The sequence below is a fragment of the Pseudomonas sp. DF5 genome (assembly GCF_058148225.1).
The window spans coordinates 24,235-31,008 of the sequence record NZ_JBYVYM010000043.1; the positions used below are offsets into that span (position 1 = coordinate 24,235).

The 6,774-nt window shown below is 52.8% G+C and carries 5 protein-coding genes; 2 read left to right on the top strand and 3 right to left on the bottom strand.

Going from position 1 to position 6,774, the window contains the following annotated elements; all coding sequences use genetic code 11:
• The first annotated feature begins 82 nt into the window (after positions 1 to 82).
• Together AC30D7_RS27705 and AC30D7_RS27710 are read left to right on the top strand one after the other, a co-directional pair.
• A complete protein-coding gene (locus tag AC30D7_RS27705) occupies positions 83 to 988 on the top strand; it encodes a LysR substrate-binding domain-containing protein (RefSeq protein ID WP_490136200.1) in 906 nt (301 codons plus the stop codon).
• A 250-nt stretch (positions 989 to 1,238) separates the two neighbouring features.
• A complete protein-coding gene (locus tag AC30D7_RS27710; RefSeq protein ID WP_490136201.1) occupies positions 1,239 to 2,471 on the top strand; it encodes a hypothetical protein in 1,233 nt (410 codons plus the stop codon).
• A 311-nt stretch (positions 2,472 to 2,782) separates the two neighbouring features.
• Here AC30D7_RS27710 and AC30D7_RS27715 read toward each other — a convergent pair whose 3' ends face one another.
• The 3 genes from AC30D7_RS27715 to AC30D7_RS27725 all read right to left on the bottom strand — a co-directional run bounded on the left by AC30D7_RS27715 (position 2,783) and on the right by AC30D7_RS27725 (position 6,109).
• The gene (locus tag AC30D7_RS27715) at positions 2,783 to 3,244 is read right to left on the bottom strand and encodes a GNAT family N-acetyltransferase (protein ID WP_490136202.1); all 462 of its coding nucleotides are present in this window, start codon (positions 3,242 to 3,244) and stop codon (positions 2,783 to 2,785) included.
• Positions 3,245 to 3,423: 179 nt separating this feature from the next.
• On the bottom strand, positions 3,424 to 4,230 hold the full coding sequence (locus tag AC30D7_RS27720) for a L,D-transpeptidase family protein (RefSeq protein WP_490136203.1): 807 nt from the start codon (positions 4,228 to 4,230) through the stop codon (positions 3,424 to 3,426).
• A gap of 19 nt (positions 4,231 to 4,249) precedes the next feature.
• Positions 4,250 to 6,109, bottom strand: a complete 1,860-nt coding sequence (locus AC30D7_RS27725; RefSeq protein WP_490136204.1) for an ABC transporter ATP-binding protein — start codon at positions 6,107 to 6,109, stop codon at positions 4,250 to 4,252.
• Positions 6,110 to 6,774 lie beyond the last annotated feature (665 nt).

The following is a 6,774-nucleotide window of genomic DNA, read 5'->3' on the forward strand; positions in this document are numbered from 1 at the left end:
GACAGGAGAAAACTATCGAGTCGCGATCATTCCGAATATCAGATTTAATGGCGGCTTTAGTCCCGAATTTATGGATGATTCGATGCGCCGTACGACCTTCGATCTTGATGTGCTTCGCACTTTTGTGACTGGCGTGGAGTTCAACAGCTTTGCCAAAGCGGCGGATCGACTCAATCGCTCGACATCTGCCGTGAGCGCGCAACTCAAGAAACTCGAGGAACAGGTAGGCTCGCCTGTGCTGGCCAAATCCGGTCGAGGGCTGGTGTTGACGCCGGTGGGTGAAACCCTGCTCAGCCACGCCCGCCGACTGCTTGAACTGAACGACAGCATTTTCCAGACCCTGCACGAAAGCCAGACCGCCGCCACGGTGCGCCTCGGGCTGCAGGAAGACTTTGGCGAACACTTTCTCAGCGACATTCTGCGACGCTACATCAAGATGTACCCCATGGTGAGCCTCGAAGTCAGGATCGCGCGTAATACCGAACTGCTTACATTGATCGACAACGGCGGCCTGGACTTGGCCCTGACTTGGGACACGGGGTACAAGTCCCCCTATGCCACGCGTCTGGGTGAAACACAGATGCACTGGATCGGGCTTCGTGACATGCCATCACTCAACAGCTCTGTCGATTCACCATTGCCATTGATCCTGTTCGACGCCCCTTGTGTGTTGCGCAGCGCAGCAACCCAGGCACTGGACGAGGCGCGGACTCCCTGGCGAATCGCGCTGACCAGCCCCAGCGTTGGTGGAATCTGGGCAGCTGTTGCGGCCGGTTTGGGCCTCACGGTGCGAACCCGCATTGGACTGCCAGGGCATCTTGCCGTTATTACCGGCCTCCCCCCACTGCCGACCCTTGGCTATATGCTTTATCGAGGAGCAGAACACTTGGCACCTGCCACCCGACCATTGGCTGCGTTGATACAAACGAGTCTGGAAGAGCTGGCGTTCAATATCACTGGCGGAGCCCCCGAGACGAATAGCGAATAACTAACGAGCCTGCGGATCAACCTGACTCAACAGGATATTGACGTCAAAAAACATAAGTCGCGCGATTTCAGCGAAGGGGTTGAGCGTAAAGCATAGCCCTATGATTTATATAGACTTTTAAAAAAGTCGGCATTGGTAGCGCAGAGTTATCCAGAGACCTCTATTATTTCGTTATCGGCGAATTCGGCCTAGTCACTGTTATGCATCAGCGACAAAGAAAGCCCTTAATCAATAATTATGGGAGGGTAACATGTCGATAAAAAAAACAACTGCCTTACTCGTGTTGGCTTTTAGCTTTTTCGAAATCACGAGCTGTGCCGACATAAGAAATTATTCAGAAACCTCAAGCGAAAGAAACAAGGGCATTATTCCTGACATTGACTATTATGACCTCGCATACAATATTGACATTATTGTGCTTCCAGCAGAAATAAAAACCAAAGAAAATGTAGATATAGACAACAACTTTTCAGGTGAATTACAAATTTCAAACTGGGGAAATGCTATCAAGGATGCGACCCAAAAGGAAATTCATGACAGCCATCGCTTTATCGAATTTGGACATTACAGTGGCCGCATTGAAATAAGCGCAGAAGTATCTTCCGTATCTATAAGCAACGCCTGGAGTGGAATTCGATCGAAGTGCAATATTGCTTACACATACAAAGATTTAGCGGCAGGCAAAATACTGGCCAAGCATGACAGTGCCATTGAAGTAATGACACCCCCCTCTGCCATACCAAAATCCAGCAATGGTTTCTTCTACAGCTTTGATCAACTTACATATGCTGTCGCTCGCGAGGCGATTGTTGGGCTCATTCGGTTACCGCCCATTGCCGATATTCAGCTAACACAAAAGCAAGTGAAGTTTTACAATTCACACACCAAAAGAAAATCCAACCAGATTATTAGCTATATTCCGATAGACAACCTTATTCACAAAAATAAAAAAGAACTAAACTCTGCTTTTTCAAAGACTAAAAAATTGCAAAAAAACAGCAACAAACTGGCGTACAAAAACAAACAAAAAGGTAGAGCCGACACCGTCACTGCTCCCGCCATCGCCCCTCTGGAATCTAACACAACTGGTGATACGCTCACCGCAAATACCGTTAACCCTGTCAGCCAGAACTCAAGCCAAGCGGTGACTGAAACTAAAACAGACGATAGAAGTTCAAGCGGTATTGCGGGCTCATCGGAGCGTTTGAAAGATGGCACTGTTAAAAACAGTGAACCCGGTTATGATGGCAGTGGACATATAGCCACCCCAGCACACTACCAACCTCAAATCGATGCATCGGCAGAGCACGAAAGATCAATGGACGAATGCTTGAAGACAGAAAAAGCAAAGTTACAGGGAACGACTGGCAATACCGTTTCACGTACCGGATATCCAACCACACTGGGACTCTATCAACCTCAAGACAATCAAGAAAGAGCAATGGATGAATGCTTGAAGAGGGAAAAAGCAAAGTTACAGTGAGCGACTGGCGATGCCGCTTCACGGGCCGCGTCCGGACGATCTTCAGTAACCGTTCGATCACTACCATGTCCGACCAGTATAGCCTTCGTATGAGTAGGCACTTTCCGATTTCCCCATCAACCTATGAAAGGCCTCTTCAGCCAATAGCATCTTCTGCCAGGCTAGCCGTCAGGATTAAAGGGCCGCAGGAAGATATCTACGCAGAGCCCGCGTTGAACGACACACAAACACGAACACGTAGATACCGAAGGTTGCAATCTTTTAATTTTAAACCACAAAAAGCGCCCCACCCAAATGAGACGGCGCCCTGGTTACATGGCATCCACTAATGACTTCACATGAGTGGCAAAATCATCCCGTATCTGTTCGAACCCGCAGCGAAGGTAAAATGCAGATCCCTCTGGTGTATCCGTAGATAGGCGTACGACACGGAATCTCGGAGCCGCATATTCCAGAAGCTGCTGCACCAGAGCTTTACCCACATTCTGGCCCCTTGATGCACGCGCGACGTATACCCGCCGTAGCCTTCCAATGTCCGACCCGGCATACGGATCATATGAAAGACCACCGATGGCAATCAGTTGCCCGTTGCGGAAGGCCCCCAAAAGGCATTCACCTGGTTGATCGAATCGATTAGATCCGTTTTTCCAATCTGCAATCAAGCGCGTGAGAAATCTAAAGCCCTCTGTAAGGGCCTCTGCTTCCAGTACCAGGATTTCCGGAGGAAGCACTGATATCTGACGTATCGTCAGTTCGCCTGTTGACGTAACCACTTGATATCCCTTGCTTGTTTTGGCACCCTGCCTGACTCATCTACGCGGATGGCACGGCGTCCGGCCTTCAAGATTAACGCTCGGAAGGTGTATTTACACACGACCGCGGGGCACCCGAAGGAACAACTTAGCGCTAAAACGTGATGGACATATCCAAGGAACGGACGCTGACCTTCGTCCTATCTGATTTCAATTGGCGTTCCGTCAGACACCAACGTCCAGATTTTTCGCATTTCGCTGTTAGTTACAGCAATGCAACCATCCGTCCAGTCCCATAGATGATGAAACGGTTGAAGCCACGCCCATCCGTTGGGTAGACCATGGATCATAATGTTACCGCCAGGCGCATATCCATTATGACGAGCTGATGCTGCGTCCACTGGATTCGGATACGAAATGTGCAAGCTGAGATACGCCATTGATTTTGGATTGCGCCAGTCGATGAAATATCGTCCCTCTGGTGTTTTCTCGTCGCCCTCCCGTTGCTTTGCGCCGTCATCCGCAGCAGCTCCGAGAGCGATACGATATTCGGCCAATACCACTCCCTCATGCCATAACAACATGCGCCTTTCTTGCTTATTGACGGTTATAAGATCAGCACGTTTTTTGGGCTGATCGAACTCCATGGTTGGAGCAGGCCCTCCACCAAAACGGGCCATAATTTGCGTATACCCCAATATCGCTATGAGTAAAAAACTGCCAACAATAGTTAAGCGCTTTATCATGTAAAATCCTTTCAAGAAAAAGCCACAGTCAGTCCAGATTGCGGCGCTCTCAATTCCAACTCCGATTTGCTGCCAGCGCGAATCATCAACTGATGGTGAACGCTGGCGGGATCCTACAAAGCTAAAATCTGCGGTGCAAGGCACATTAAGCTGAAAGCAATAATGTCGGCCGAAACGAAGCTGGCCCCTGTAAAAAATCACTCTTGCAGTGGTCAACTGATTCCGGACACCTCGATAGGTGGTTTCGACGCCATCGCCCACTGCTGCGCCCTCTTCACGCTCACACCTGATCCATAGCTTCGACCACTCCCTGATCCTCACCCAGAAACCCGCCGCTTTGATGCTGCCACAACCGCGCATAGACGCCGTTCTTCCCGAGCAATTCGGTGTGGGTGCCCTGTTCGATGATGCGTCCGTCATCCATGACGATGAGCCGGTCCATGGCCGCAATGGTGGACAGCCGATGGGCGATGGCGATCACAGTCTTGCCCTGCATCATTTCATCGAGGCTTTCCTGTATGGCCACTTCGACTTCCGAGTCCAGCGCGCTGGTGGCCTCGTCAAGCAGCAGGATCGGGGCGTTCTTGAGCATCACCCGGGCAATCGCAACGCGTTGGCGCTGGCCGCCCGACAGCTTGATGCCACGCTCACCCACAAGGGTGTCGTAACCGGTATGGCCTTGGCGGTCGCTCAGTTGGCTGATGAACTCATCGGCCTGGGCATTGGCCGCAGCGCTGCGGATTTGCGCGTCGGTCGCATCGGGGCGGCCGTAGGCGATGTTGTCACGAATGGAACGGTGCAGCAGAGAGGTATCCTGCGTGACCATGCCGATGGAGCCGCGCAGGCTGTCTTGGGTCACGTGTGCGATGTTTTGGCCATCGATGCGAATCTCCCCGCTGTCGACGTCATAAAAGCGCAGCAGCAAGTTGATAAGCGTGGACTTGCCGGCGCCAGAGCGGCCAACCAGGCCGATCTTTTCGCCTGGGCGGATACTCAGGCTCAGACCATCGAGCACCTGGCGTTCGCCATTGTAGTTGAAGCTCACGTTATCGAACGTGACCGCGCCACCGGAGGTCACGAGTACGCCCGCACCCGGCGCATCCTGCACCTTTGGGCCCCGGGTAAAGGTTGTCATGCCATCCTGCACGGTGCCGATGCTCTCGAACAGCGAGGTCATTTGCCACATGATCCAGTGCGACATGCCATTGATGCGCAGCGCCATGGCGGTGATGGCCGCCACGGCACCTGCGCCGACCTCACCCTGGTGCCATAGCCACAGGGCATAACCCCCCGCCGCCATGATCAATGCCACCACCAATGCCTGATTGACGATCTCGAACTGGCTGACCAGGCGCATCTGGCGAAAGCCGGTTTGTTTGAAATCCTCCATCGCTGCACGTGCGAAATGCGCTTCACGATTGGAGTGGGAGAACAGCTTCACCGTCGTGATGTTGGTGTAGGCGTCTGAGATACGCCCGGTCATCATCGACCGCGCATTGGCCTGTTCCTGCCCGACTTTCCCCAGGCGAGGCACGAAGTACCACATGGCCATCCCGAACAACACGACCCAGGCAACGAACGGCAGCATCAGTTTCAGGGCGAAGCCGCCGGCCAGTGCGATGATCGCGATGAAATACACCCCGATCCCGGGTGCGATCTCGATGAGGGTGAATAGCATGTCGCGCACCGCCAGCGCAGTCTGCATCACCTTGGTAGTGACCCGGCCGGAAAACTCATCGGAAAAAAACGAAAGGCTTTGCCGCAGCATCAAGCGATGGAAGTCCCAGCGCAGCCGCAACGGCAAGTTAATCGCCAATATCTGGTGCTGCACCATGGTGCGCAACGCCACCAGCCCGACACTGGTCACCATGATGATGCCCATGCCCCACAACACGCGACTTTCCTGCGCAGCCGCTTCACCGCCTGCCTGCCAGGTCGAGAGCAGGTCCACGACCTGCCCGAGGAAGGAAAACAGCCAGGCTTCGTAAATCGACACGCCGGCACTGAGCAGCGCAAACACAAGAATGTAACCGCGGGCACCCCGCGTACAGGCCCACAGAAAGCGAGCCAGGCCGTCGGGTGGCGGTGGTACCTCGTCAGGAGGAAAGGGGTCGAGCCTTCGTTCAAACGCACGAAGCATGGTGTTCTCCAAAACGATCAAGTTGAGGAGATTCTGCCATTGAACGGTTGCTTTGAGGGGGTTGCGAAGTTAGAGGTATGGCGCTTAGGCAGGTCGCTCTGAGGATTGGGCTGCCGGGAGCGGCCTCTTATACGCTGCCAGAAACCCGGTCGGCAGCGATAAATGCGCCGGTATCGAAGGGGGCTGGCCAAGAACGGACGTTCATCGAAGGACCGCTTTCGGCCCAGAGTGTGTAAAAACGCTTCGCCAAAATTGAAGTGTGCACGTCTACGTTAAATCTGAAGTTTATCGGCACGTCAGCAGATGTGGATTTCGCGTAGAAGCACGATTTCCAGTCCGGTTTTGAGTACCTGTCGCGCTCAAAAACGTTTTTACACAGCCTCGGCCAATAGCAGCCGTTCCCGGAAGACCTAAACCGGCCAAAAACTGGATGATTTGAGTCGAGAAAATAAATCAAGGAGCCGCGGTACGCGGTCCCGGAGAGCGAAGCGAACGGCTTGAACCGCTTGTTATACGTTAACCCTGTAACTCAAGGTTGCCTCATCGCCTGTGATCCCTCGGAATCCCCAGCAATGACTTGGCTGCTCAAATATTGTGATTTCAACGTCAACCGGATTTATAGCCAAGTTCCGCTCAAAGGCTGTAAATATTTGCTTTATGAGCTT